Origin of the sequence: Coleofasciculus sp. A1-SPW-01 (assembly GCF_040217205.1) — a bacterium.
Classification (GTDB): domain Bacteria; phylum Cyanobacteriota; class Cyanobacteriia; order Cyanobacteriales; family Coleofasciculaceae; genus Coleofasciculus; species Coleofasciculus chthonoplastes_A.
The window spans coordinates 1-26,028 of record NZ_JAVJNP010000187.1; the positions used below are offsets into that span (position 1 = coordinate 1).

At 45.4% G+C, this 26,028-nt stretch carries 18 protein-coding genes and 1 pseudogene; 13 read left to right on the plus strand and 6 right to left on the minus strand.

The annotated features are described in order from the left end of the window. Positions 1–216: 216 nt before the first annotated feature. On the plus strand, positions 217–1,257 hold the full coding sequence (locus RH949_RS27485; protein ID WP_446357630.1) for a tetratricopeptide repeat protein: 1,041 nt from the start codon (positions 217–219) through the stop codon (positions 1,255–1,257). 154 nt (positions 1,258–1,411) lie between these two features. On the opposite strand, the gene RH949_RS27490 is transcribed toward RH949_RS27485, so the two are convergent. From RH949_RS27490 to RH949_RS27500, 3 genes are all read right to left on the minus strand, one after another. Then, positions 1,412–2,221 carry a hypothetical protein gene (locus RH949_RS27490; RefSeq protein WP_446357632.1) on the minus strand — a complete coding sequence of 270 codons (810 nt, stop codon included), beginning with the start codon at positions 2,219–2,221 and terminating at the stop codon, positions 1,412–1,414. Positions 2,222–2,466: 245 nt separating this feature from the next. After that, positions 2,467–3,741, minus strand: coding sequence for an AAA family ATPase (locus tag RH949_RS27495; protein ID WP_446357634.1), 1,275 nt, complete (start codon positions 3,739–3,741; stop codon positions 2,467–2,469). A 162-nt stretch (positions 3,742–3,903) separates the two neighbouring features. Beyond that, on the minus strand, positions 3,904–4,842 hold the full coding sequence (locus tag RH949_RS27500) for a type II secretion system F family protein (RefSeq protein WP_446357636.1): 939 nt from the start codon (positions 4,840–4,842) through the stop codon (positions 3,904–3,906). A 322-nt stretch (positions 4,843–5,164) separates the two neighbouring features. Here RH949_RS27500 and RH949_RS27505 point away from each other — a divergent pair, with 322 nt between their 5' ends. After that, the gene (locus RH949_RS27505; RefSeq protein WP_044204270.1) at positions 5,165–5,806 is read left to right on the plus strand and encodes a hypothetical protein; all 642 of its coding nucleotides are present in this window, start codon (positions 5,165–5,167) and stop codon (positions 5,804–5,806) included. Further along, positions 5,793–5,990: a hypothetical protein gene (locus RH949_RS27510; RefSeq protein WP_446357639.1), complete on the plus strand. Its 198-nt coding sequence runs from the start codon at positions 5,793–5,795 to the stop codon at positions 5,988–5,990. Before RH949_RS27505 ends, RH949_RS27510 begins: the two co-directional genes overlap by 14 nt. On the opposite strand, the gene RH949_RS27515 is transcribed toward RH949_RS27510, so the two are convergent. Continuing rightward, complete coding sequence (locus RH949_RS27515; RefSeq protein WP_446357641.1) at positions 5,987–6,625, minus strand: type I restriction endonuclease subunit R; 639 nt, start codon at positions 6,623–6,625, stop codon at positions 5,987–5,989. The two genes, RH949_RS27510 and RH949_RS27515, sit on opposite strands and share 4 nt — an antisense overlap. A gap of 367 nt (positions 6,626–6,992) precedes the next feature. On the opposite strand from RH949_RS27515, the gene RH949_RS27520 reads away from it, so the two are divergent. The 5 genes from RH949_RS27520 to RH949_RS27540 all read left to right on the plus strand — a co-directional run bounded on the left by RH949_RS27520 (position 6,993) and on the right by RH949_RS27540 (position 13,568). Beyond that, positions 6,993–7,829, plus strand: coding sequence for a pentapeptide repeat-containing protein (locus tag RH949_RS27520; RefSeq protein WP_446357643.1), 837 nt, complete (start codon positions 6,993–6,995; stop codon positions 7,827–7,829). 248 nt (positions 7,830–8,077) lie between these two features. Continuing rightward, positions 8,078–8,599 carry a photosystem I assembly protein Ycf3 gene (locus RH949_RS27525; RefSeq protein WP_044204267.1) on the plus strand — a complete coding sequence of 174 codons (522 nt, stop codon included), beginning with the start codon at positions 8,078–8,080 and terminating at the stop codon, positions 8,597–8,599. 61 nt (positions 8,600–8,660) lie between these two features. Continuing rightward, the gene (gene gatC / locus RH949_RS27530) at positions 8,661–8,954 is read left to right on the plus strand and encodes an Asp-tRNA(Asn)/Glu-tRNA(Gln) amidotransferase subunit GatC (RefSeq protein WP_006097789.1); all 294 of its coding nucleotides are present in this window, start codon (positions 8,661–8,663) and stop codon (positions 8,952–8,954) included. Positions 8,955–9,425: 471 nt separating this feature from the next. Then, positions 9,426–10,370, plus strand: coding sequence for a glutathione S-transferase family protein (locus RH949_RS27535; protein WP_446357646.1), 945 nt, complete (start codon positions 9,426–9,428; stop codon positions 10,368–10,370). Between the two features lie 333 nt (positions 10,371–10,703). After that, the gene (locus RH949_RS27540; RefSeq protein ID WP_006098185.1) at positions 10,704–13,568 is read left to right on the plus strand and encodes a GAF domain-containing protein; all 2,865 of its coding nucleotides are present in this window, start codon (positions 10,704–10,706) and stop codon (positions 13,566–13,568) included. A 232-nt stretch (positions 13,569–13,800) separates the two neighbouring features. Here the strand turns inward: RH949_RS27540 and RH949_RS27545 are convergent, their stop codons facing one another. Continuing rightward, on the minus strand, positions 13,801–14,376 hold the full coding sequence (locus RH949_RS27545; protein WP_446357648.1) for a hypothetical protein: 576 nt from the start codon (positions 14,374–14,376) through the stop codon (positions 13,801–13,803). 558 nt (positions 14,377–14,934) lie between these two features. Next, positions 14,935–16,296 (minus strand): 3-phosphoshikimate 1-carboxyvinyltransferase, encoded by a 1,362-nt coding sequence (gene aroA, locus RH949_RS27550; RefSeq protein ID WP_446357650.1) that lies wholly within the window; start codon positions 16,294–16,296, stop codon positions 14,935–14,937. A gap of 231 nt (positions 16,297–16,527) precedes the next feature. Here aroA and RH949_RS27555 point away from each other — a divergent pair, with 231 nt between their 5' ends. The 5 genes and pseudogenes from RH949_RS27555 to RH949_RS27575 all read left to right on the plus strand — a co-directional run. Then, complete coding sequence (locus RH949_RS27555) at positions 16,528–17,829, plus strand: P-loop NTPase fold protein (RefSeq protein WP_446357652.1); 1,302 nt, start codon at positions 16,528–16,530, stop codon at positions 17,827–17,829. 935 nt (positions 17,830–18,764) lie between these two features. After that, positions 18,765–24,086 (plus strand): tetratricopeptide repeat protein, encoded by a 5,322-nt coding sequence (locus RH949_RS27560; protein WP_446357654.1) that lies wholly within the window; start codon positions 18,765–18,767, stop codon positions 24,084–24,086. A gap of 9 nt (positions 24,087–24,095) precedes the next feature. Continuing rightward, positions 24,096–24,986, plus strand: coding sequence for a tetratricopeptide repeat protein (locus RH949_RS27565; protein WP_446357656.1), 891 nt, complete (start codon positions 24,096–24,098; stop codon positions 24,984–24,986). Positions 24,987–25,072: 86 nt separating this feature from the next. After that, a complete protein-coding gene (locus RH949_RS27570; protein ID WP_232231608.1) occupies positions 25,073–25,684 on the plus strand; it encodes a hypothetical protein in 612 nt (203 codons plus the stop codon). A 123-nt stretch (positions 25,685–25,807) separates the two neighbouring features. Next, positions 25,808–26,028: pseudogene (locus RH949_RS27575) on the plus strand (hypothetical protein); the annotation flags it as partial.

Below are 26,028 nucleotides of genomic sequence, written 5' to 3' on the forward strand. Positions count from 1 at the left end.
GGTGCAACGTGCAAGACCGTCACACAAAGTCGAGTAGCTGCTTCTTGGGGAGTTAAACTAGACATTCCTGTATTATATCATCAAAAATGTCTAGTTATGTCAATGATTGTCTAGATATTTACGGACTGTTAGTTAACCCTCTTAGCAAGTGTCTCCACCTCAACCTCTGCCCTAGCGACTCTACGGTACAGTCCAGAGGGTACACCAAATCCTTATATGCTGGAACTGGAAAATCCTCAGATTGCTCAAACTCCGTCTAGAGAGTTGGTCAACTGGCTCAATAAAGGAATGTCTTTAATCAAAGCTGGAAACTATGCTGAAGCCGTTAAAGCTTATGACCAAGCGATTGAAATCAATGGGGAAAGTGCTGATGCTTGGATGGGTCGCGGGTTTGCTCTATATGGCTTGGAGAAGTATCCAGAAGCCGTTACAGCGTTCAATCAAGCCACGGAACTCGATCCCAGTTTAGTTGGGGCTTGGGTTGGCTTAGGTATGGCTTTAGATGATACAGGCAAACCTGAAGATGCTCTCGCTGCTTATGATCAAGCTTTGAAAGTAAATCCTAACAGTGATTGGGCTTGGTTCCATCGGGGAATTACCCTGGGACGGCTGGAACGTGATCAAGAGGCATTAGAGGCTTATGATCAAGCTGTTCGCATCGATCCAGACTACGAACGGGCGTGGTTCAATCGCGGTTATATCCTGGTGGAATTAGAACGTTATCCAGAAGCAGAAACGTCATTTGCCGAAGTCGTCCGCATTAATCCAAATAGTGAGCCAGGTTGGTTCATGCGCGGTCTGGCGTTGCTGGAAATGGAGCAAAATAATACCGCTCTCAAAGCTTTTGAACGGGTGTTATTAATTAATCCAGAGAATGCTAATGCTTGGTACAACAAGGGCATTATTCTCGAAAACTTAGACGGGGATGATTGGGCAATTTTTACCGTGTTTGACCGAGTAGTGCAACTGATACCTGATGATGCGGGTGGCTGGTTTAAGCGAGGGAATGCTTTACTGCGTTTAGATCGCTACGCAGACGCCTTGAACTCTTATGATCGGATGTTAGAACTTGAGCCTGATAGTGAGGTGGGCTGGTATAACCGGGGAATCGCCCTCGCCCTGCTGGAACGGTATCATGACGCGATCGCATCCTTTGATGAAGCCCTACGTATTAACCCAAACAATACAGAGGCGAAGGAACATCGGGACAAATTGCAGGAACTGGTACAGCAGCAACCCCAAGACGCGATCGGATAATCAATTGCTGAGAACAGATACAGGGGCATTTGTCATTTGTCATTTGCCCTTTGTTTTTTGTCCTTTGTCCAATAGCCTTTATATCATGCCATACTGTGTAATAAGTTGATTATACCTGTAGTTATTTTGCAAGCCTCATTAACCTTTTTCCTTTCTACCAAGTGAGTGCTTCTGGCGCTAAATCAAATAACTCTTTCAACTCTGAGATAAACTGTTGCTGACGCTGCATTTCTTTCCAAATTGTGGGATGTTGCATTCTTTGTAATGCTGTAATCATCGGATTGAGTAGCTCTGAAGGGGTGTCTGTTTCCTTTTTCTTAATATATTCACCCAATCTTGCCCGATAGTTATAGAACGCTTCTTTTCTGGCTTCAACTAGATAGTCTCGGTCATTTAAGCGTAATACTTCAATCGTATAGTCTGCTCGTTGATAACCTTTTGAATCTAGAGAATATCTAGGCAAAAAATAGAACGTATCAATTAAGTCAATTTCCAGAAAATCCATCGGATCTTCCTTTCGCGGATCGATAAGAACTGGCTCTCCCTGTTCTGGCTCCACTACCGGAGCGCCCCGTCTTCGCGCAATTTCCCTCAGTTGACCCGTTTTATCCGAAAAAACAGCGTACTTATTATTTTTGCCGCCATTACATTGACCGCAAGCATATAAATAATTTTCCCAGACAAAAACAGCTTCAGGATATAGATCCTTTGGTTTAATATGCTCTACTTCATCAGCGACAGAATCTTCACAATAACCACAGCGACAAGCGCCACAACACATTTGGGTTAAAGTTTGACGCACTTGGCGAAAGGTAGGATTTGTTAGTTTGTTACGTCTGGCAAATGCTTTTTTTCCCTGAGCAACTCTTTCGGCGTAATCTTCTAAACAGTTAATCTCGTTTTGCCATACATTTAATTGTTTTTGAGCCGTTTTAGGTAAATTTTGATGTGGAAGCCGTATCATTGTTGTGACACTTCAGATTAGGGCTGATTTATTCATTCGGAGTATCTATCGCACTGTATTGGACTGACACAGCTACAATTGTGGAATAGATTTGACCATTGAATCGGGCGCAAAGCTTTGCGCCCCTACGGTTTTTGGATGTGATCGTCATTCATCCAATTTAGATGTACCACGCTCATGTTATCGTAAAACAGGCTCCTATAAATTATATTTTTATAGGTTTTTTCTATCCAATGAGCATCTTATTAGCATACTTTATGGGGTGAAGTTGGCATCATTGCCCGCAGTTTTTTTTGTTCATTTCGCTCATCTTCACTGAGTTGTTCACAGAGTTCCTTCCGATTCAACTCAGCCAACCGTTTTAACCGTTTTTTGGATTCGTCTGATCGCGTTACATCTGCACCAAATGCTTCTGTACCATAAGCATCTAAGACATTACCATAAAGTAAGCGATCTAAATCTTTTCCCGTTACCATACCCCCTGATTCGTTACTACCTGGTTTAGGTAAACGCCAGACTGTTCCCACGGTTGCGGCTTGGCAAATTAGAGGACTATGGGTTGTGACAATAAATTGAAGATTGGGAAAATGTTCTCGAAACCAAATCCCGACTCGCCGTTGCCAGGTAGGATGAAGGTGAGCATCAATTTCATCGATGAGGACAACACCAGGAGGAATAATTTTTGTTTTGTCATTGGAATCAAAAATAGATTCATAGCCGTAAACTCGAGTAAGTTGACGAATCAGTTCAAAGGTTAGGCTTAAAATCGAGCGATACCCATCACTCAATTCCTCAACGGGCAATCGACAACCATTGCCATCAACAAATTCAACACCTTTAGAAGAAACGTGTTCCAGACGCGCTTGATGCGGCAGAAATTCGCTTTGATTCACAAACTCTTTCACTGAATCAATTAGGTTTCCTTCTGGATCACCTTCCAGTTTCTTGAATTGTAAATCTTGCAGCCACTGTAAACATTCAGTTAGAGCCACATCTTCACCAAACAACGATAAGTGTGCAGCTAATTTAGGATTAGAGTAGAAAAGCTTATCATAATCTTTATCGCCGCCCCTGAAGCGTCGAAAGGGACCAAACCCAGCCGAAAACCAACCTGACTTGCCACCCCATACAAATCGCATTGGATCAAAATTATTTATCTTGGGATATTGTAGAATAACATCATTTTCTTTTTGCTGTAATGTCAACCTAACTGGCAGGAAGTAATTTTCGATACGTCTACCCCTTCCAGAAAACTTATCAAACTTTTTGTCATCGGATAATGAAAGCTCTATATATCCCCTTGCGCGTTTTTTCGTTAACCAATCATTCCAATTTTGCCGCAAAGCAACTGCTTCAGTCGGTCCGACAAGTGCTAGAGCAATAGAACGTAGCAATGTTGATTTACCAGATCCGTTATCACCAATAATGACATGCCATCCAGCACATTTGGACGTCCAAATAGACCAATAAAAAGACTGGATTGAACGAATATTCTGTATTGTGATTTTGTTAATATACATAATCCCCTCATTTTAAAATTAGGAATAAAAAACTCAACAACACCTGACTATTCTAGGACTATACAGTTCTTGACCTCAGATTATGCGATCGCGCTTTTGAGCCAATCCCCCGAAACCCTCTGCGTACCTCTGCGCTTCCCTCTGCGTACCTCTGCGTTGAATTCACTCTGGGAATGAATCCAACAGCACAGATATCCCTCGCACACCCACCACCGCCACCAAACAGCCCATCACCACCAGGCTTAAAACTCGTAAACTAACCTGTAGCGATCGCAGTCGTTGTTCTAATTCGCTGTCATAGTGTTGGGCTAAGGTTTCCAGCGTCTGATCCAAGGTTCCGCTTTCTTCCCCGGTGCTAATCATCTGTAGCGCTGTTGCGGGTAATTTACCCTGGAGACTCTGACTCAATGGTTGACCCATGCGAACGCGCCGCCTAGCCCAAGAGAGTTTGCCTTTCATCACTGTATCTGGGATATGTTCTCGCAGTAAATCCAAGGCGGTGAGGATGGAAACCCCACAACTTAACGGTAATCGTAACTTAGCTAAATAAAGGAGCGATCGCGCCTGCACGATTTGCCCGAAAATAGGTAATCGTCTCACCAGTTGCAGCCAAAAGGGACTAGAAAAGTGAGACACTAGGACGATCATCACCCATAATAGCAGTGCGATCGCCAACCCTCTTAACCAAAACTCTGGTTTAATAATTCCTGTTGCATTGGGGTTAAAAATAGCCGCCGTTAACACCAAAAATCCCCAAATTGTCGCTATAGCTGAACGTTTTACCGACCCATATAATCGTTCCTGTCTCGCTTGCGTTTCAGCATCTTCGGCGAGGATTTGACAGGTTTGGGGGAGAGAACCGCTATATTCAGCTAAACGAATTAAGCTAATCGTCCAACGGTTAAAATAACGGCGTTCACAGGTTAAGGCGGTGGCGAAATCTTGACCCGAACCAACAGCGAGACTCACTTTTTGTAAATAGCGTTTAACGGCTGGGTTTAAATCATTTCCCACCAGGGTTAAGCTTTGCTGTAGATTTATACCCGAATTGAGTAATTTAGCAAGCTGGGAGAAGATTTTAGCATTTTGGCGATTTGTCATTTGCCCTGATCTAGGTTTACTACCCCCTTTATAATCCAGTCCGCTTTTAGTGAGATTAGTTTAACCGGATTTGATATCAGACCCCTTCCCACACCCCTGGAGCGAACCTCTCCCTAGTGCAGCGCCCTTGGAAATACTTGAGCAGCTTCGTAGATACGATGAAGCTGGGGAAGCTGGGGGAAATAGTGCTGTTCAGTTATTTCTGCCTTCTTGGACTAGGTTTAGCGACTTTCCAGGAAAAATCGCGATCGCTAACGTTTTCAGGTAAACTCAAATGTTGCTTATTCCAGCCTTATGACCCCCAATCTACGGAGAAATAACCTTGGCTATAGAATTGCGATCCTACGTCTATATCGATAGCTTACAGCCGCAGCACGCAGCATATATGGGGACCGTGGCGCTAGGATTCTTGCCATTACCTGGGGATACGTCGCTATGGATTGAAATCTCACCCGGTATCGAAATTAACCGGATTACCGATGTGGCGCTCAAATCGACCTCTGTACGCCCAGCCGTGCAGATGGTGGAACGACTCTATGGGGTTCTGGAAGTCCATGCGAATAAACAAGGCGAAACCAGGGCGGCGGGGAAAGCGATTTTAGCCGCCCTAGGCGTCGGTGAACGAGAACGTCTTAAACCGCGAGTTGTCTCTAGCCAAATTATTCGCAATATTGACCCCCACCAAACTCAACTGATTAATCGTACCCGACGGGGACAGATGATTTTGGCAGGACAAACTCTGTATGTTTTAGAAGTTGCACCAGCCGCTTATGCTGCTTTAGCCGCTAATGAAGCCGAGAAAGCCGCCTTAATTAATATCTTGCAAATTTCCGCCGTCGGCAGTTTTGGACGCCTCTATTTGGGCGGTGAAGAACGGGATATTCTGGCAGGTTCACAAGCGGCGCTGACAGCACTGGAGAGCGTTCCTGGGCGAGAACATCCCGGCGCTGGTGGGAAGGAGTAAAGTAGAGGAGCTGGGGGAGCTGGGGAAGCAGAGGGAGCTGGGGAAGCTGGGGGAGCTGGGGGAGCTGGGGGAGCTGGGGAAGCTGGGGGAGCAGGGGAAGCTGGGGGAGCTGGGGGAGCTGGGGAAGCAGAGGGAGCAAAGGCAGAAAAAATTCAACCGGATTTCCCCCAAGATAGTTGTTTAACTCTCTTGCAGAACACTTGCCAATCGCTTTAATACCTGTAGCACATCATAAAGCTTATTCTGTCGCAATAACAACAGGGAGAAGACATCAGAAAAATCATAGATAGCTGGGTCTCGGTTCACCAGCTTAATAAACATATACAACCCTCCATCGGTGATCATCCCATAAAGCGGTTTATCACTTTGAGGAGTTGTCATCATATAAGCCAACGCTTGAGGAATTCCGGCTTCAAAGGAAATCGACTTCTTTGATTCTATTACCGCACTCCAAAACTGCCGTTGAAACACTAATGTATCAATCCGACCCCGTAGCTTTTCATCTCGTTCCTCTAGCACAACGTCTACGGAATACTCATTAGTGATTAAAAACGGTTCATCATACAACCCTGCCAACTCCAACAGGTGAGCAACAATCAGCATATTGACTGTTGCTTCCGCCAACTCCCCCTGCATTCGATGGCGCACAAAGCGGCGTTTAATCTTATTCAGAAATGCTCGTTCTGTTTCGGTTAACTCTGGTAAATTATCATGCCACTCCGGAAAAAAGAGATCACTGTCGGCTGGGTTCAGTGTAAACCGCTGCTGAAGTTGAGCCATATTAGTAATGGCTTGAGAAATAGCTAGAGATTGAGTCATATTAATTAAACTCTTTAAAATCTATTTATCTTGTAACTGTAAACCTCCCTTGATCAATAATAATCCTAAATCAGAGTTTTTTGCCCCTATTATAGTTTAGTCCGCGTAGGCGGACTTTGTTTGTGTAGCAGCGATTTCAATCGCCATAGCTGTCTAATCACCCGCGTTGTCGAACTGAAACAGTATCCGCCATCTTGCCATCCGCCCCTTTCCATTGAACAATAGGTGAGGTGAATGTTTAAAAATTTAAGAGAGAGCGGTTCCTCAGTCGAGGACATACACGAAAATAAGGTTCCGCATCAGACAGGAAATTTTCATATAGAAATCGGCAATAGATTAAGAGTGAACGGTAAAGCGGGAGACGCGAATGGCAAATTTAGAGCATCTGAAATTACTTCAACAAGGTCCAGTGGGCTGGATTAAATGGAGAAATCGGCATCACACCATAGAACCTGATTTGAGCGAGGCTAACCTAGAAGGCGCTAACCTCAGAGGCGCTAACCTGAAGCACGTTAACCTAAAAGGGGCGCAGTTAGAATCCGCTAATTTAATCACGGCAAATCTGACAAAAGCAAACCTGAGCCTTGCTTATCTGAGTCTGGCTTGTATGATTGACGCCAATCTCATCGAAGCTTCCTTAGTCAGCGCTCATCTGATGCAAGCGGAACTCAGCTATGCTGATTTAAGCCATGCTAACTTAATCGGGGCTGATCTCAGAGGCGCTAAGTTGATGAACGTTAATCTGAGTCATGCTAATTTAATTGGCACCGACTTCAGAGAGGCAAACTTAAAAGGCGCAATGCTCAATGAAGCTAATTTGAGACGCAGTAACCTCAGTGACGCCAGCCTGATTCATGCCCATCTTAACCGGGCTAACCTTACCGATGCGAATCTCCATGAAGCCGAATTGATTGGTGCTTACCTCTACCAAGCTGATTTGGAAAAGGCTAATCTGAGTCAGGCTCATTTGGGTGGTGCTTATCTGTTTGGGGCAAATCTGGGCACCGCCGATTTAGAGGGAACAGATTTGAGATGGGCGAATATTACAGGCGCAAATCTCCAAGCCGCTAATCTCAAAGGTGCTAGATTGGAAGGCGCTCATCTGAACAAAGCTAACCTGACAGGGGCAGTTTTAGATGATTTTACCCTAGAGGGTGCTAGTCTCCAAGGGACAATTTTGCCCGATGGGACGATTCATAGATAGGGGAGGTATTCGCTGTTCAGTTATTTCTGCTGTACGCCTCGCCTGCCAACCGTAGGGGCGCACGCTCCGTCATTGGTATCAACTTAAGGCTGAAACCCTTACTTAATCAGAGATCCCCCCTAGCCCCCCTTAAAAAGGGGGGAACCAGAGGATGCTTCGCTTTTTGTTTCATTAAACCTTATTCGTCTGATCGAGTGCATCCCAGACACGCTACGATAATTGACAACCGGGATAATTGGGAAGCAACTATGCCACGAACACAGCGTAACGATAACTTTGTTGACAAAACCTTCACGGTAATGGCAGATCTCATTCTTAAGGTTTTGCCCACCAACAAGAGAGCGAAAGAAGCGTTCGTCTATTACCGAGATGGTATGTCGGCTCAGGGAGATGGCGAATATGCTGAAGCTTTGGATAATTACAAGCAAGCGTTGGAGTTAGAAGAAGATTCCTATGACCGCAGCCTGATTCTGTACAATATGGGGTTGATTTACACCAGCAACGGTGAGCATGAGACAGCATTAGAGTACTATCAGAAAGCCCTCGACTCTAATCCCCGTCTCCCCCAAGCGCTGAATAATGTTGCTGTCATTTACCATTTCCAAGGTGAGAAGGAGAAGGAAGCGGGAAATGATGAAGCTGCAGAAAAGTTGTTTGATCAAGCCGCCGACTATTGGAAACGAGCTATTCGTCTGGCTCCCAATAACTACTTGGAAGCGCAAAACTGGCTGAAAACCAGTGGGCGTTCAGCTATTGATATCTATTTTTAGTGTTCGTCATTTGTCATTTGTCATTGACTAGGGAATAATCAAAAAATAACAATCAACAACCATGATTGACCTAGAACAAGTTCGCAAAGTCGCTAATCTGGCACGTTTGGAGTTGACTCCTGAAGAAGAGGAGCAATTTTTGCCGCAGCTTAATAGCATTTTGGAATACTTTCAACAGCTTAGTGAATTAGATACGGAAAATGTTCCGCCAACGACCCGAGCTATTGATGTTAGTAATGTGACTCGACCTGACCAACTTCAACGGTATCCGGCGCGGGATGCTTTATTGGCAGAATCTCCTGACCAAGATGGGGACTTTTTTAAAGTGCCGCAAATCCTTAGTACGGAAGAGTAACGCTAAATTGCTCCTTCGTCTTTGGTCATTTGCCGATTTTTTTGAGCATCACCAAGGGCGAAGGAGGACAAAAGCACTAAGTAGGTGGGTACAATTAAAGTTAACGGTGGGGATCGTCATACTCGCTATCGCGAGAAGCAAGCTACGTCCTTTGTAAGGATTTTTTGTAAGGGTTTAAGGCTTGTTTACAAAACTTATAGCAGTAGACACATCGATTAGGACTTTCGGCACCATTGTAGAGACGCGCCATGGCGCGTCTCTACATAAATGATGTGTCCTAACCGCTATGGCGGTTGCTATAGTAGGCGTGCTGTTTTCTTGTGTCCGACTACTTATCCTACCGACGCGGGTTACCAGGGACTAATAAAGATTAATTTTTTTTAAGAATATAAAGAAAATGATGAAATAGAGAATTGAAAAACCAAAATTTGGGATAATTAACTAACAAATAGATTGGAATAGAAAGAAAATATGGCAACTGGAATGCTGGTGAATGGACAATGGACGAAGGAACCTTACCAGCAAGACCCTGAGGGGCGATTTAAGCGAAATCCGACTATGTTCCGTAACTGGGTGAGTGCGGATGGTTCTACGGGGTTTAAAGCTGAGTCTGGACGCTACCATCTCTATGTCTCTCTGGCTTGTCCTTGGGCGCACCGCACGCTGATTATGCGGAAATTGAAGGGGTTGGAGGAGGCGATTAGCCTGTCCATTGTTGACCCGTTTATGGATGAAGATGGATGGGAATTTTCTGAGGCTCCCGGTTGTATCCCGGATACGGTTCATGGCGCTCGTTATCTGCGAGAGGTTTATCTAAAAGCAGACCAAAACTGTACGGGACGAGTGACAGTCCCTGTGCTTTGGGATAAAGAAAAGAATACGATCGCGAATAATGAATCCCGTGAAATTATCCGCATGTTCGATACGGAGTTTGAGGCGATCGCGAAATCTCAAGTTAGCTTCTATCCCGATCATCTGCAAGAGGAAATCGATCGCGCGATTGACAGAATTTACCAACCAATCAACAATGGTGTCTACCGCGCTGGGTTCGCTACGACTCAGACGGCTTATGACGAGGCGGTAACCGAACTTTTTGAAGCACTAGACTATTGGGAAGGGGTGCTATCCCAGCAAGCTTATCTGTGTGGCGATCGCATCACGGAAGCGGATTGGTGTATGTTTACTACCCTGTTTCGCTTTGACCCCGTTTACTACGTGCATTTTAAGTGCAACTTACGTAGAATTAGTGATTATCCCTATCTAGGAAATTATCTCAAAGATCTCTATCAGCAACCGGGCGTTAGCGATACCTGCAACCTTGACCAGATCAAGCAACATTATTACAAGAGTCATCCCCACATTAATCCCACTCGCATTGTACCCAAAGGTCCTGTGATTGATTGGGTCGCTGGGTAAGTGTTGAGTGTGTAGGGGCGGGTTTAGGGATTTTCTGCTCGCTGTTGATGATCACGTTTGTACAAAACCCATCCTGACCAAGTTTTGAACGAACTCCCCCAGCTCCCCAAATTCCTACCAATAGAGTAAAGTCTATTCAGGAGCAACCATAATTTAGTATTATTGTCAATATTATTTAGATAAGGATCTTGAGATCGGTAGAGTCTAATTTGAGCCATCGGTAAGGTAGCATCTGAGATAGTCCATAGAGATTGATCACAGCTCCTGAACCCTAATCACCACCCGACTAGCAAGAGAAGGCAAGCTGCCAAGGCGTTTACACCAGGTTGCACTATGATTTCAAATTTATCTGAACAGTCCCATTATCCAGAAAGTGCGAGTAGCGGATTACAAATTGCCAGAGGATTAAAAGCTAAATCACAAAACTATAAACGATTGCTGGTTGAGGTGCTGAAATGGACAGGAGGACAACCCTTCCTCACCCAGCAGCTTTGTCGCTTAATCGCCCAAGCGCCGGATGCGCCGTCGAAAGGAACGGAAGCGGAATGGGTGGAAAACTTAGTGCGATCGCACTGGATTGAGAATTGGGAAGAACAACCGGAACTGATGCATTTGCAGACGATCCGCGATCGCTTACTCAGACGCAAACACCGCAGTCTGAAGCTGTTGCAGGTGTATCAGCGAATTCTCCAACAGGGAGAAGCGATCGCCAATGACAGTTCCGAACAGAAGGAACTGCGGATGATGGGGTTAATCCTCAAGCATCAAGGAAAAGTTAGGATTCACAATCGCATCTATGAATCGGTATTTAACCAAGAATGGGTCAATAAGGCTTTAAAAACCATCCAAGCTGATTTAGAACCAGGCGACTCGGAATTTCTCAAAGCCTTAGCCGAATTAGAACGCAAACTCCTGGTTTCCCAGGTGGAAATCTTATCCAAAGCCGATACAGAATCCGAGGATGAAGGTTCGGCGCAAGCCCTTTATGAGGTGCTGCGCGATGTTACCTCGAAAGTCGGCGAATTACTGGGTGCGGATCGCGCCACCATTTTCTTACTCAATGACGAGAAGACAGAACTCTGGTCATTAGTGGCGGAGAATGAAGAAGGTGAATTTCTGGATATTCAGGTGCGAGTCGGGGAAGGGATAGCGGGTCATGTGGCTCAGGATAAAAAAGTTATCCATATTCCCGACAACGTTTATGAAGATCCCCGCGCCGCGCTGGTTAAGGAATTTGACAAAAAATATAATTACCGCACCGAGAATATCTTGGCATTTCCGATCTTAAGTGAAAGCCAAGAAGTGATTGCGGTAATTCAGTTACTGAATAAGTTACCGGGCGATGAGCAATCCGACAAACGACCCAAAGGATTCACCACCCTAGACTTAGAACGGTTGGCAAAATGCGTGGTTCCGGTGCGGCGGATTTTGGAAAGTTGCCAATCCTGTTACAAGGTAATGAAGAAGCTGCGGGCGACAGCCGCCTTAGCCGAAGCCACGCGATCGCTCGATCAGATTAACTTAGATACTAAGGCGATTTTGCAACGGGTAATGAATACCGCCAAGAAGCTGCTGAACGCCGATCGCAGTACCTTATGGTTAGTGGATCGCGATCGCGGCGACTTGTGGACGGAACTTCCAGGGAAAGGAGAGGTTCGCTGTGATGTTGGGGTTGGCTTTGTGGGTCAAGTGGCGCAAACCCGCCAACCGATGATTATCCCCTTCGATCTCTACGATCATCCCAGTGCAGAAAATGCCAAGAAAACCGATGAACAAACCCGCTACCGCACCTGTAGCCTCCTCTGTATGCCCGTTGTCAGTCCAGATGGGGAATTATTAGGCGTAACCCAATTAATCAACAAGCGCAAACCTGGGGATCATCCAGAGTATAACCGAGACGAGTGGCCCCACGTTCCCAGCTACTTTAAAGCGAGTTTTGATAAAAATGACCGCCAGTCTATGCAAGTCTTTAACGAACGAGTGGGTGTAATCCTGCAATTCGTCAAGACTCATGAGACCCTAAAACAGCTTGCTCAAATTGAGCCAAAAGAATCTGTTTATAATACCCTAGCAATTCTCAGTAATTCCGTTGCCGATCAGAGTGATGAAGCGCTCTACAATGCCCTGTATTATACGTTGAGCTTTGTCACCAACTCGATTAACAAACTCTTGGGCGCGGAACAGACCACAATTTTTCTCCTGGATGCCGAACAAAGCATCTTTTGGTCATTAGTCTGGAATCCCAGAACCCTAAATGCTCAAGAAATTCGGGTATCTGCCACTCTAGGAATCGCCAGTAAAATGGTTGAATCGCGTTCAGTCAAAGCCAGCAAAAACCCCAGTAAACTGAATGATCTGTTAGTCCATATGGGTTTAGAACCCGACGCGATCAACACTGTGGAAAACATGTTGTTATTCCCAGTGGTGGACTCCAAAGGGAAAGTGATTGCGATTATTCGGTCATTTAACAAATTCCTCTTTACCTATGAATCGGGGGGAACGTTATCCGAAACCATCGAAATCAATGGCTTTACCCAAGCCGATGCCCAGAAATTGCATGAACGTATGGCATCCACATTGCCCATTCTGCAAGGCTTCCAAGCCTTTCACCGGGAAATCCGCAATCTTCAGGAACAACGCAAGGCGATCGATCCCCTCTATCAAGCGATTAGTTTAGTCAGTAGCAGTAGTGGTGGAAATGCTGAAGAAGTCATCCAAACGGTGATGCAAGCCGCCAAACAACTCACCCATGCGGATCGCACCACCCTTTGGTTAATTGATTACTCAACTCAGGAATTATGGACAAAAATTCCCCAAGCCGATGGTTCTTTAATGGAAACACGAGTACCTTTAGGAGAGGGATTTGCTGGAAAAGTTGCCCAAACGGGTCAACCCTTAAACATTCCCTTTGACCTCTACGAACATCCTGATTCTGATATCGCCCGCAGAACAGACGCCAAAACCCATTATCGGACCTGTAGTCTGTTATGTATGCCTGTTTTAAGTTGTGATGGTGAACTCTTAGCTGTTACCCAACTCGTGAATAAACGTCACACTGATGATACGACGGAATATGATCCATCCCAGTGGCCCCAAGTTCCTGAGTATTTTAAAGCCAGTTTTGATGAAAATGATCAACGGGACATGGAAATTTTTAACAATCAAGTGGGTGTTGTACTTCCCGGTATCATGCGTTAAGTAGGTGGGGACAATTAAAGTTAACGGTGGGGAACTCGCTTTCGCGAGAAGCAAGCTACGTCATTCGTTTATGTAAGGGTTTGACCCTTCATCACCTTCGGGGAACCTGATTTGTAGGGGCGGGTTTAGGGATTTTCTGGTCACTATTGATGGTAATGTTAGTGCAGAACCCGCCCTGACCGATCCTTGGCTTCGCTCAAGGATATAATTTTGAGGAACCCATGAACAATTTTTAACTGCTAAATACCTGAGCCAAATCTTCATTGGACGTTCCCAAGATGCGTGCTAGTCGATTCAGTTCGCTATCACTGAATCCATCCCGTACTTCAATTAACTCTTCCACGGATTTTCCCAAGATTCGGGATAATGACTTAAGCTGGCTATCTGGAATATCTTTACCTTGGAAAATATCTTTAAGTTGTTGCGGTGCTAATTTGTAAGAGGCACAAAACCGAACAAATTCTCGATTACTGATATCGAGAGCTTGCTGCCGTTCTCTGAGTAAGAACGCGATCGCACGAGTTCCATGTTCCGGACGTTTAGCTTTGTCCAGATAGTCCTGGATGCGCCTGTCCAAATGATTCATGCTAATCCCAGCTTGTTTAAGCAACTCGATACAGGCTAGTTTTAAGGCTTTGTTTAACATTTCATTTTCTTCGTGGAGTCGTTCGTACTCATTAAAGATTTCCACCATCTTCGCCGCAAATTCTGGCGTACAAAACCCAACTTCCATATCCTCGCAGGAAATGGCAATATAGGAGCGGTAGTGATTCAGTTGTAAACGCAATGTCTGGTTATTTGGGCGCATAAGTCCAACGTTTTTAGTAAAAAAACTATTCTAGGGGAGTTATTTGACCAATTGTGCCAAAGTATAGTTCATACCGATAGTGGCGTAGAATGCAAGAGTTAACAATATAGCGCCTCCGCCAAAAAATTGGTGATCTTGCCCTCCAACCTGACTTAGGGTGAATACGATATTCTAGTACACCCTGTTTCCCAATCAGAAGATAATCTGATTGTCTGTTACATCGACATTTTGACATACTCCCCCGCTAGACGACTGTTAGCAGGGGTGTTTGGGATGCGGAGGAAGCTGGGTGAGGGGGTGATGGGGGTGATTCAATGTGTAGGGGCGGGTTTCACTATTACCTTTTCGATTGCATCCATAAGTGACTAAACCCGCCCAGATTTTCGCGGGTTTCCAGACGTCCCGTGAAAAGTCAGCCCCTGCAGATGGGTCAGGGCGGGTTTTGTACAAACGTTATTATCAATCGTGACAAGAAAGTCCCTAAACCCGCCCCTACATAGGGCTTGCTGAATTTATCGGGAAGCTATACTAATTCAGCAGAACCTACATACTCAACACTTATGCAGGAGAGTCTTGATTGCAGAGACGTTGTAAGGTGGTGGTAAAGTCCGGATAGGAAATGGTTGCAGCTTCAGCACCGTGGATGGTGGTGATTCCTTGGGCGTTTAGAGACGCGATCGCAAGACTCATGGTAATCCGGTGATCGGTATGACTGTCAACTTCTGCGCCTGTTAGCGGAGTGTTCCCAGTGATTTCCAATCCATCGGGGAGTTCTGTAATTGTTGCGCCCATTCGGTTTAACTGAGACGCCATAACTGCAAGGCGATCGCTTTCTTTGACCCGAAGTTCTGCGGCGTCGCGAATTACTGTGGTTCCTTGGGCGAAAATCGCCGCAACTGCCAAAATGGGAATCTCATCAATCATACGGGGAATTAACGCCCCAGAAATCTCACAAGCGTTGAGGCGACTATAACGAACACGGATATCAGCAACAGGTTCTCCCGCTACTACCCGTTGATTCTCCAACTGAATATCCGCATTCATCATCGCCAGGGCGTCTAAAATACCCGTGCGGGTGGGATTAACACCGATATTTTCAATTAATAAGTCAGAATCCGGGACAATCGCCCCAGCCACTAACCAAAAGGCGGCGGAACTAATATCACCGGGAACAATCACCGTTTGTCCCTGGAGTTGCGCTGGACCCGTGACTGTAGCACTGTGGGTGTCTGGGTCAACGGTGATTTTAGCACCAAATGCTTTAAGCATCCGTTCACTATGGTCACGAGACAACGCAGGTTCTGTTACGATTGTTTCCCCTTGTGCCATTAACCCCGCTAATAGGATACAGGATTTAACTTGGGCAGAAGCGATCGGGGAATGGTAATGAATCGGCTTAAGCTGTTGTCCCTGAATTGCCAGAGGCGCTAATGAACCATTCCCCCGCCCCCAGATTTGCGCCCCCATTTGTTGCAGAGGATGAACCACACGAGACATGGGGCGCGATCGCAAGGAATTATCCCCGGTTACCGTAAAAAAGCGTCCAGGCTGGGAAGCTAAAAGTCCCAGCATCAGCCGCAGAGTCGTCCCAGAGTTGCCTGCATTTAAGATATCCAGAGGTTCTTGTAATTCTCCCACACCCACGCCCTTAACGATAACCTCGTCGGCGTTCAGTTCCGAGATAGTTGCGCCCATCCCTTGGAAACAACGGGCGGTACTGCGGGGATCATCCCCCAATAGGAGTCCCTGGATGCGGGTTTCCCCTTGCGCGATCGCCCCCAACATTAAAGCACGGTGGGAGATAGATTTATCACCGGGAACCTGGATATTCCCTTTCAGGAACAATCCCGATGGTGGGCGGGTGATAATTAAATCGAGTTGAGTTTCGATTTGCTTCAGGGTGACAACCGTAACGGGCATAGGTATGGAGGGGTTTAACAGGGGCGACATAAAATTGTATCAAAGAATTGTATTAGGGAAGTGTAGAGACGTGCCATGGCACGTCTGGGATCAGGGGAAGATGAATGATCCATGATTATGTAGGGGCGGGTTTCACAACTATCGTTTTTTTCCGCCCTAATGTCACTAAACCCGCCCCGCCCAAATGATGAATACCCTGTTCCCTGTTAAGAGTTCCCTCTTTTTTAACCAATGACTAACTCAAAATTTTGGAAACCCGTTTATCAACTGTTTAAACCTGAAGAACCGCTAGAAAAGCCTGAAGATATTCGGGATTTTTATGTTTCGCGATCGGATAGTCCCGTTGAAGATTTAGTCAACGCCTTAGAAATGGAAGATGACCCCGCCCAATTTTTACTATCGGGTCACACAGGTAGCGGGAAAACCACAGAATTACACCGCGTTGAACAGTGTTTAGCTAATAACTATACCGTCATCTGGATTGACACCGCCACCGCCCTTGACCGTTATAATATCGGTTATGCCGAAGTCGTGGTCTTAATTGGTCAAGAAATTTGTCGTCAAGCGATTAAACCGGGCTGGTGGTCACGCAAAGATGACCGTTTACTCAAGGAGTTAGAAGATAGCCTCAAAACTGTTATTTATCAAGATAAAACCAACTCTGTTGAAGGACTCGCCCTACCTGATCTGCTGACTAAAATGGGCATGACCCTAAAATTAGGGCTAACCCGAGAAATGACGAGAAGCTTGAATATTCGTCCACTGTTAAGTGAAATTATCGCTAAAGTGAATGCAATTATTCAAGCAGCGGAAAAAGATAGAAAGCAAAAACTATTAGTGATTGTCGATGGATTGGATCGTCATGATCAGATGACCGCCTTAGAAATGTTTGCCAGTCCCCTGCTGACAGAACTGGATTGTCATATTATTTACACCATACCCATTTCCCTGCGGTATTCTCCCAGTTTTCGCCAACCGATGCAGCGATTTCAAGACTGTTTAGACTTGGCAAATATTCCCGTATTTGAATGTGACGCCAATTTATGCCCTACAACCCAGCCGGATCAGATGGGGCGACAGATATTGAAACAGGTGATTGAAAAGCGGTTAGCGCGATTAACAAATTACAATACCCAGGACTTATTTACTCCAGAAGCATTAGAACTACTGTGTGAAAAAAGTGGGGGAGTCATGCGAGATTTAATTCGTTTAGGGCGAACAGCCTGTCAAGTGGCGGTGAAAAAGAAAGCCACCTCTGTGGATCAAGCTATTGCGGAACAAGCGGTGAAAGAAGAACGACAAGCCTATACGATTAGTGATTACCAGTTTCCAGAATTAGCCGCAATTCACCGAACTGGACGATTAACCACAAAAACCCATACCTTGCCAAATAAAGGAGAATTTGTGATTAGCGATGAACTCCTACAAAATAAATTTGTTTTAGGCTATTACGATGAAAATCAGAATCCTTGGTTTGATGTCAATCCGATATTGATTGAAGACTTACAGCGATGGCAAGCGACTCAAGGGTGATTGGTCATTTGTCATTTGTCATTTGTCATTCGTCATTCGTCATTCGTCATTCGTCATTTGTCATTCGTCATTCGTAGTAGCGTGGCACACCTTAATTGGTGGATTAGAATTGTAGGGGCGCACGGTGTGCGCCCATTCTAACCGTAAAATCTATTCCACAATTTTAGCTGTGTCAGTCTAGTAGTGGCGTGACCCACTTAAAATAGGGCTTTGTTTGTAGTGAGAACTTTAGTTCTTCTTAGCCTATCTGGAGAGGGCTAAAGCCCTCACTACGAACCAATCTATTCCACAATTTTAGCTGTGTCAGTCTAGTAGGGTGGGTTAGGCGGTGTTAAATTGAGGAGATAACCATTTAATTAGATATCCGCCGTAACCCACCAACATCTTGAAATGTCATCAGATAAAATCTCGGATTACCACATATTTTAATCCAACCGCAAACCCCTTACGTAGGGGCGCACCGACGTGCGCCCTATCACTAATGTACGCTACCCGTTTGTATCATCAGCCGATATTTTGTGGGGTTTTCTTCGTCAACCTAACCTACAATTAAATACATTTCCACCCTCATCCCCTAACCCCTTCTCCCATCAAGGGAGAAGGGGAACTATAACTTGGCGTAACCGGGTATCAAATTCCTCTCAATTCTTGTGCTTCCCTCGGCGTTAAAAAAACATCAAACCCCAATACCTCACCCAAACCAATCATCTCAAATCAAAATAAGTGCCACGCCGCCATCGTGGGTTAGGCGGTATTTAATTGAGGAGATAACCATTTAATTAGATATCCGCCGTAACCCACCAACAGCTTGAAATGTTATGAACCTGTTCGTAGTCAGCACTTTAGTGCTGAGAAATCAAGCATTTTAAGGCACTAAAGTGCCTACTACTAACAAAATCATCTACAATCAGACTAAGCATCAGGACGGATTGACCATGGCAATCGACATCAACAATCTAAATCAACCTGACCAGGAAACCTTAGATGATTTAGTCACCACCCTAGAATTGTCTGACGGGACGACCATTGTATTTGCCATCACCCCCGAAAGCGCCCCCAATCATCCCGTCGTCGAACAATTAAAATCTGTCCTCAACCCCGATGAATTTCAGGTTGAGAACTTCTTTTATAGTCAAGAGTCGCTGATTGCGTTTCTCTATGCTTTAGACAAGAGAATCCCGGTTAACCCAGACGCCAAAGACGAATCCAAACGTCCAGTCATTATGGCGTTTGGGATTGAACAATTACCTCGTCCCCGGATACTGAAGGAACTGAAACGATTGAATTTGGGGCGAGAGGCGCTATTTTCACGGGAGATTGTGCTGATATTTTGGCTGAATAAGCGAGATTTTATTGATACGTTTCGCGGTTATGCGCCGGATTTTTGGGATTGGCGGGAGAAGGTGGTGCAGTTTACCACTCGTCCGCCGTTGAATCCGCTACTTTATCCCTATTTGGAGAGTTTAATTGCCGAGAATTCCTATCTGAAAATGAGTGGCGTGATGCAAGTACAGCGCCAGGTTGATATTTTTTTGGATCAAGTTTATGTGTCTCTCAAGGCGGAACGTCAGCAGCAGGTGACGGAGTTTACAGGGAGGAGTAAGTTAAGCTTTGAAACCCAGAGGTACGCTGAGGTTGGCGCAGAGAGTCGCAGAGGGATGGAGTTTGCGCCGTCGGAAATGATGACGAAGACGGTGACGCATAAGGTGGATTTGGCGGAGGCGGTGGGGAGGTGTCAATATAGTGTGATTTTAGGTGATCCGGGGGCGGGGAAAACCACACTTTTGCGATATCTGGCGCTGCATTTTGCCATGGCGCAACGGGATGGGAAGGTAGAGGTTTTGGTGGAAAATGTAGAGACGCGCCATGGCGCGTCTCAGGGTACGTCTGGGAATGCAGGAAATAAGGAGGAATTTTCCCAATCTTTAGTCACTACTCCTGAATCATTGGGGAATACTCGTTTCCCGGTATTTTTACGAGTTGCGGATTATGCGGAACGGTTGGTGAAACAGCCGGAGTTGAGTTTGTTGGCGTTTTTGGAGGAGTTTTATCAGCAGTGGGAAGCGGATGTTGGCAATTTGGGAGATGAGGGGGAAAATGTCCAAAGGGCGAATATTACTTCCGATGATTCTCCTTGTCTCTCCGATGAGATCCCCCCTCCGCCCCCCTTCAAAAGGGGGGAACTTCAAGAGGTTGGACAAGTTCAATCTGATGGGAATGAGATCCCCCCTCCGCCACCCTTCAAAAGGGGGGAACTTCAAGAGGCTGGACAAGTTCAATCTGATGGAAATGAGATCCCCCCTCCGCCACCCTTCAAACGAGCAGAACGCCAAGAAGCTGAACAAGAAAGAGAAAGTTTTACTCCCCCCTTCCCTTGCAGGGAAGGGGGGCTGGGGGGGTTAGGTCAATCCCATTCCCACAATACAAATATCACCCAATTACTATGTGAAAAGATGCGTCAGGGTGAATGTTTGGTGCTGCTGGATGGTTTGGATGAGGTGTTTAATCAGACTAGCCGTCAGCAGATTGTTAAACAAATTGAGGCGTTTGTTACTGATTATCCCGATAACAAATATGTGATTACCAGCCGGATTGCTGGCTATCGGGATGTGAAATTAGGCAGTCGCTTTACCCAGTTTACCATTACTCAGATGGAATTTGAGCAGGTGGAGCGATTCCTGGGTTGTTGGTGTTTGGCGATTGAAAAAGCACAGAAACCAGAGGAAACTGAGGAGGTTTGGCGACGAGACGCCGAGAAAGAAGCTGGGGAACTGTTAGAGGCAATTCAAGGGAATGAAGGAGTCAAACGCCTCACCGGAAATCCCCTATTATTAACCATTTTGGCATTAATTCATCGCAATGGGTCGCGCCTCCCCAATCGACGGGTGGAACTGTATGCGTTGGCGGTGAAAACGTTGATAGAAGATTGGCAATTGAGTAAGAATTTACCGGATGCGCCCCAGGTGATGTTGCGGGAAAGTGAGGTGATTGAACTTTTAGCACCCCTGGCGTATTGGATGCATGAGGAGAAACCATCGGGGTTAATTACCCAAGCGGAAGCGGAAGCGCAGTTAGGGAAAAAATTGGCAGAATTAAATGATGAAGATGCGGAAGCCGATAGTGTGAAAAAAGCCGTACAGGAGTTTTTGCGGCGGGTACGAGAAACGACGGGGTTATTTGTCGAACGTGCGCCCAATGTTTATGGGTTTATGCATTTAACCTTTGAGGAGTATTTTGTGGCGCGGTATATTGCCGATAATGAGGTGAGTGAGATTCTGGAAATTATCCAGAAACATCAGGATGATGCGCGTTGGCAAGAACCGATTTTATTGGCGTTGGGATATTTGGGAATTCATAGTCCGAAGCGGGTGAATCGGTTAGTGGAACGGTTGTTTAAGGGGTTGGAGGACTATCAACCTGTTCTGGGAGAGGGAGAAATTCAGGTTAAAAATAGTTCATCGAGTGAGACGATTTTACAGTGGTTAGTTTTGGCGGAAGATGGGACTATTTCCTGGTGTGAATCAGACTCGATATTGAAAGAATTGCTATTTGCGGGTCAGATTGTGGCGGAAGTGGAGGTGAATAGCCGGATTCGGTCAAGGGTGATTGAGAAGTTAGGTGTGACCTGTTTTAGATTGGATGAGGAGTTGGAGAATGAAACGATTAAACAAATATTGAGATTACTGCGACAAATTGAACGATTTAATCAGAAAGGGGAAGTAATCCGTTATTTGCGCCAAGGAGTTGATGAGGCGCAAGAAATAGCGGAACGACGAGTAAAAGCACAGTCAGCTATTTTATATGTGGCTTGTGGTGAATCGGGGGCGGGATTAGTAGATTGTGTGACGGAGATTGTTAATCAGTTAGAACCGATGCTGTTTTGTTGTATTAAGGGTTTAGTGGAGGAATTAGGGGAAGAAATGACCCCAGCTTTGGAGGTAACGCGACAAAATCAGAGTGGTGGGTTAATGGGATTAACTTTTCTCACCGCGATGTCTTACCTGCGAAGTGATCAGTATGACCAAGCCATTTCTCTTTTAGAAGAGATAATAGGGCAAAATAACAGTGGGATTCAGGCTTATATTGATTGGTCACTGGCTGCGGCTTATCAGGGAGTGAAAAAGTTTGACCAAGCGGTTGATAAGTATCAAGCCTGCTTTGAAAAGCTAGAGGCATATATTGAGCCAACGGCTTTGATGAGTTTCTGGATAAATTGGGGTATTTGTTACCGATTACATGAGAAATATGAACAGGCAATTGACTGCTTTGATCGGGTGTTGAAGATAGCGAGAGAGGTTTGCAAGCCTAAAGGTGAATCACTCGCTCTTTATCATATCGGAAGAACCTATCAAAGCTGGGAAAAATATGAACAAGCAATAGAGTATTATCACCAACAAAGCCGTGAAATTGATGAACAATTAGACAAACCGAAGGATGTCGCTGATATGTGGTACAACTTAGCTGTTTGCTATCGAGACTGGGGACAGTATGAGAAAGCGATAGAGTGTGAACAAAAATGTTTAGCCATTCGCCAGCAGCTAGATGACCAACCCAGAATCGCTTTAGCCTACTTTCAGCTTGGTTATATTTATCAGGAATGGGGGAAATATGAAGACGCGATCGCACATTTCCAACAAAGCCGTGAACTCTATGAGCAATTAGACAAACAGCAGAATGTCGCTAATCAGTGGTACTGGCTAGCTGCTTGCTATCGCAACTGGGGACAGTATGAGAAAGCGATAGAGTGTGAACAAAAGGATTTAGCGATTCGCCAGCAGCTAGATGAACAACCCAGAATCGCAAGTGCCTACTTTCAATTGGGTAGAATATATCAGAATTGGGGGAAATATGAGGAGGCGATCGCACATCACCAACAAAGCCTTGAACTCTATGAGCAATTGGATAAACAGCAGGATGTCGCTAATCAGTGGAACTGGTTAGCTGATTGCTATCGCAACTGGGGACAGTATGAAAAAGCAATAGAGTATCATCAGGCAGCATTAGCAATACGCCAAAACCTTGAAGATCAAATGGGAATCGCTACGACTTATTGGGGACTAGGGAAAATCTATCAAGATTGGGGGAAATATGAGGAGGCGATCGCACATCACAAACAAAGCCTTGAACTCTATGAGCAATTAGACAAACAGAAGGATGTGGCTGATTCGTGGTACTGGCTAGCTGCTTGCTATCGAGACTGGGGACAGTATGAAAAAGCCATAGAGTGTGAACAAAAGGATTTAGCCATTCGCCACCAGCTAGATGACCAAACCAGAATCGCTTTAGCCTACTATCAATTGGGTAGAATCTATCAGGATTGGGGCAAATATGAGGAGGCGATCGCACATCACCAACAAAGCCTTGAACTCTATGAGCATTTAGACAAACAGAAGGATGTCGCTAATCAGTGGAGCTGGCTAGCTGCTTGCTATCGCAACTGGGGACAGTATGAGAAAGCGATAGAGTGTGAACAAAAGGATTTAGCGATTCGCCAGCAGCTAGATGAACAACCCAGAATCGCAAGTGCCTACTTTCAATTGGGTAGAATCTATCAGGAATGGGGGAAATATAAAGACGCGATCGCACATTTCCAACAAAGCCGTGAACTCTATGAGCAATTAGACAAACAGCAGAATGTCGCTAATCAGTGGTACTGGCTAGGTGATTGCTATCGAGACTGGGGACAATATGAAAAAGCCATAGAGTGTGAACAAACGGATTTAGCCATTCGCCAGCAGTTAGATGACCAACCCAATATCGCTGATGCCTACTATCAGTTGGGTAGAATCTATCAGGATTGGGGCAACTATGAAGACGCGATCGCACATCACCAACAAAGCCTTGAACTCTATGAACAATTAGACAAACAGCAGGATGTTGCTTCTCTGTGGTACAGGCTAGCTGATTGCTATCGAAACTGGGGACAGTATGAAAAAGCCATAGAGTGTGAACAAAAGTGTTTAGCCATTTGCCAGCAGCTAGATGACCCATCAGATATCGCTTTAGCTTACTATCAGTTGGGTAGAATCTATCAGGATTGGGGGAGATATGAGGACGCGATCGCACATTACCAACAAAGCCTTGAACTCTATGAGAAATTAGACAAACAGCAGAATGTGGCTAATAAGTGGTATTGGCTAGCTGTTTGCTATCGCAACTGGGGAAAATATGAAAAAGCGATAGAGTGTGAACAAAAAGATTTAGCGATTCGCCAGCAGCTAGATGACCAACCCAATATCGCTGATGCCTATTTTTAATTCGGTAGAATATATCAGGATTGGGGGAAATATGAAGATGCGATCGCACATCACCAACAAAGCCTTGAACTCTACGAGCAATTAGACAAACAGAAGGATGTCGCTGATTCGTGGTACTGGCTAGCAGATTGTTATCGAAACTGGGGACAATATGAGAAAGCGATAGAGAGTGAACAAAAGGATTTAGCCATTCGCCAGCAGCTAGATGACCAACCCAGGATCGCTTTAGCCTATTATCAGCTTGGTAGAATCTATCAGGATTGGGGGAAATATGAAGAGGCGATCGCACATCACCAACAAAGCCGTGATTTATACCAGCAAATCGGTCACAATGAACGCACGGCTAGAAGTTACAGATACATTTGCAAAACCCAACGCCTCCTCGCCCAAACTACCTCCGACACCACCGCCGCCCTCACCCTTCTCAGCCAAGCCGAAGAAAACATACGCCAAAGCATACAAATTAATACAAAAAACGACTACAAAAAGAACCAGGGGTATGATTGCATCGCCCTCGCCCTCATCTACGCTGAACGCTTCCACCAACTTCCGGCGGATGATTTTAACTTATCGGAACAAATCAACCAATTTCAAACAAACTACACCCTCGGCTTAACCCACCTCCGCCAACTCGGACAAACCGTTGATAGTGCGGAAGAAACCCTGGATATCGCCCGCGCTTACTTACGAATTGACCCGATAAAATGGACAGAATGCACCGAATCTAGAGACGAGATATCGCACATCTGGGAACCCCTAAACCAAGCCGAAACCCTTACCCGCGCCGCCCTGGAAACATTCCAAGCCTATAACCGCCGTAAACTGCAAACCGCCGCGCAGCAACTTCTGGAGGAAATTGAGCAGCGCCGCGCCGACGATAACCAACCCAAAAGTTCATAGTTCGTAATAATGGGAGCCGCTTTATTGACAAATTTACTCCATTGTGAATGTATCAAGACTGGAGTCATCTTCAAGAGATTTATGACTTGACAAAAAGATCTCGGTTATGTATTTACTTAAGGTTGGAAGAAAAAGAAAAAACGAAAAAATTAATGATTTTTGGTACAACGACTGAGTGGAGAATAGTGATAGCGACAGGGATGGCTATTCTTGCCTCCTCCATTAATCTGGGTGAAGCAAAGGCTCAATCCATACCTAATCCCCAAACTGTTTTGCTTGCCCAAACCTTTGGCGGAATCGAACGAGATATAACCCTTGAGGATGTACCCCTTCCAGTTATGGCGGCGGTGCGAACGGTAACGGGTGCTGAACCCACAAGGGCAAACATTGAAATGAAACCAGATGGGTCTATTCTTTATGAATTAAGGGGTCAAAACCAGCAAGGCTTTGAATTCGTTGTTGATTCCACTCCCAATGGACAAATTATTGAGGTAGACGAAGAAATTGAGCGGAGTGCGGTTCCAGAAGATGTGATCAAGGCTCTTAAACGGTGGGAACCAAACGCCTCCATCGTCAGTACGTGGCGCAGTACTCGTCTAGGGGAATTTGTCTATGAAATTGTTCTTGATAATGATTTCTGGTTTGAAATTCCGGCGGATACGCAGCAAATCACTATTCATCAACTACAGCGTTCATAAGTCGGTGGAACAAATTAAAGTTAAAGGCTGGGGAGCGTCATTTGTCCTTTGTCAGGATTTGAGGAGTATTGACAGACTTTAATAGAGTTGGGTTGAGTTATATCAACCGACTTCGGTGAGAAAATGTTCACAACGACGCCAGAGACTCATGAAGACATTTACATTGACGAATTGGTCGAAATTTATAGCTGTGGCATTAACCGCAAAGGCGATAGCAACGGCCAACGTAGCGGGAAGCCAAGGTTTAAAGCCCGTAACCGATATCGCACCTTGACTTATCCCCAGATGAAAGATGGGTGTTGGCAAGGTAATCTAATCAACTTACCGATGTTCGGCCAAGTTAA

Bases quoted from the DNA above. Each gene is read 5' to 3' on its own strand.
- RH949_RS27485 (WP_446357630.1), top strand. From the start codon at position 217: ATGCTGGAACTGGAAAATCCTCAGATTGCTCAAACTCCGTCTAGAGAG.
- RH949_RS27490 (WP_446357632.1), bottom strand. From the start codon at position 2,221: ATGATACGGCTTCCACATCAAAATTTACCTAAAACGGCTCAAAAACAA.
- RH949_RS27495 (WP_446357634.1), bottom strand. From the start codon at position 3,741: ATGTATATTAACAAAATCACAATACAGAATATTCGTTCAATCCAGTCT.
- RH949_RS27500 (WP_446357636.1), bottom strand. From the start codon at position 4,842: ATGACAAATCGCCAAAATGCTAAAATCTTCTCCCAGCTTGCTAAATTA.
- RH949_RS27515 (WP_446357641.1), bottom strand. From the start codon at position 6,625: ATGACTCAATCTCTAGCTATTTCTCAAGCCATTACTAATATGGCTCAA.
- RH949_RS27520 (WP_446357643.1), top strand. From the start codon at position 6,993: ATGGCAAATTTAGAGCATCTGAAATTACTTCAACAAGGTCCAGTGGGC.
- RH949_RS27525 (WP_044204267.1), top strand. From the start codon at position 8,078: ATGCCACGAACACAGCGTAACGATAACTTTGTTGACAAAACCTTCACG.
- gatC (WP_006097789.1), top strand. From the start codon at position 8,661: ATGATTGACCTAGAACAAGTTCGCAAAGTCGCTAATCTGGCACGTTTG.
- RH949_RS27535 (WP_446357646.1), top strand. From the start codon at position 9,426: ATGGCAACTGGAATGCTGGTGAATGGACAATGGACGAAGGAACCTTAC.
- RH949_RS27540 (WP_006098185.1), top strand. From the start codon at position 10,704: ATGATTTCAAATTTATCTGAACAGTCCCATTATCCAGAAAGTGCGAGT.
- RH949_RS27545 (WP_446357648.1), bottom strand. From the start codon at position 14,376: ATGCGCCCAAATAACCAGACATTGCGTTTACAACTGAATCACTACCGC.
- aroA (WP_446357650.1), bottom strand. From the start codon at position 16,296: ATGCCCGTTACGGTTGTCACCCTGAAGCAAATCGAAACTCAACTCGAT.
- RH949_RS27555 (WP_446357652.1), top strand. From the start codon at position 16,528: ATGACTAACTCAAAATTTTGGAAACCCGTTTATCAACTGTTTAAACCT.
- RH949_RS27560 (WP_446357654.1), top strand. From the start codon at position 18,765: ATGGCAATCGACATCAACAATCTAAATCAACCTGACCAGGAAACCTTA.